1 pseudogene is annotated in these 1,080 nt (G+C 65.5%); it reads left to right on the forward strand.

Going from position 1 to position 1,080, the window contains the following annotated elements:
• Positions 1-953 (forward strand): annotated as a pseudogene (locus CEX88_RS25760) (condensation domain-containing protein); the annotation flags it as partial.
• Between the last annotated feature and the right edge of the window lie 127 nt (positions 954-1,080).

The following is a 1,080-nucleotide window of genomic DNA, read 5'->3' on the forward strand; positions in this document are numbered from 1 at the left end:
ACACCGACATCGATCACTACCGCGCCCCGGCCAACGCCATCGAAGAAATCCTGGCCGGCATCTACGCCCAAGTCCTGGGCCTAGACCGCGTCAGCGTCGACGACTCCTTCTTCGAACTCGGCGGCGACAGCATCTTGTCGATGCAAGTGGTCGCCCGGGCACGCGCGGCCGGTGTGGTGTGCCGCCCACGGGACGTCTTCGTCGAGAAGACGGTCGCTCGGTTGGCAAGGGTGGCCAGGGTGGCCGACGGTGCGGGTGAGCCGGTCGACGAGGGTATCGGTTCCGTGATCGAGACGCCGATCATGCGTTGGCTGCACGACATGGAAGGCCCGATCGAACAGTTCAACCAGACCATGGTGGTGAAGGCTCCCCCCGGGGTTGCTGAGGCTGACGTGGTAATCGTGTTGCAGGCCTTGCTCGATCGGCACGCGATGCTCCGGCTGCGCGTCGAGGACGACGACAACGACGGCTGGTCGCTCTCAGTGCCTGAAGCCGGGGCGATAGACGCGCGTGATTGCCTGCGGTCGATCGACGTGTTGTCCGATAATGCGGTGCTGGCGGCACGGTCGCGGTTGAACCCGGCCGCCGGCGTGATGGTCAGCGCGCTGTGGGTGACCACGACGGGCGAACTTGCGTTGATCGTCCACCACCTGGCCGTCGACGGGGTGTCGTGGCGAATTCTGTTGGAAGACTTGAACATCGCCTGGGCTCAGCATCACAGCGGACAGCCAGTGGCGCCGCCAGCGCCGGTGACGTCGTTCGCCCGATGGGCGGCGCTGCTGGCCGAACGCGCCCACCGTCCAGACGTGGTGCTGCAAGCCGAGGTGTGGCAGCAGGTGGCCGCGACGCCGGCGCTGTTGCCACCGGTGCAACCCGCGGTGGATACCTTCGCCACGGCCGGCCACTTGTCTGTGTCGCTGGACGCCGAAACCACCCACCTCCTCCTGAGTGAGGGTTGCGTCCAGCAGAGTGGTGTACGAGTCGGACCTGATCGGCGGTACCGGCGTGTCGTAGCCGAGTGATTGAAGGTCATCGCGTGATTCTTCGAGGGACCGTCCAAAGTCACTCGAGCAAAGGAAT

Source organism: Mycobacterium neumannii, from assembly GCF_002245615.1.
Classification (GTDB): Bacteria; Actinomycetota; Actinomycetes; order Mycobacteriales; family Mycobacteriaceae; genus Mycobacterium; species Mycobacterium neumannii_A.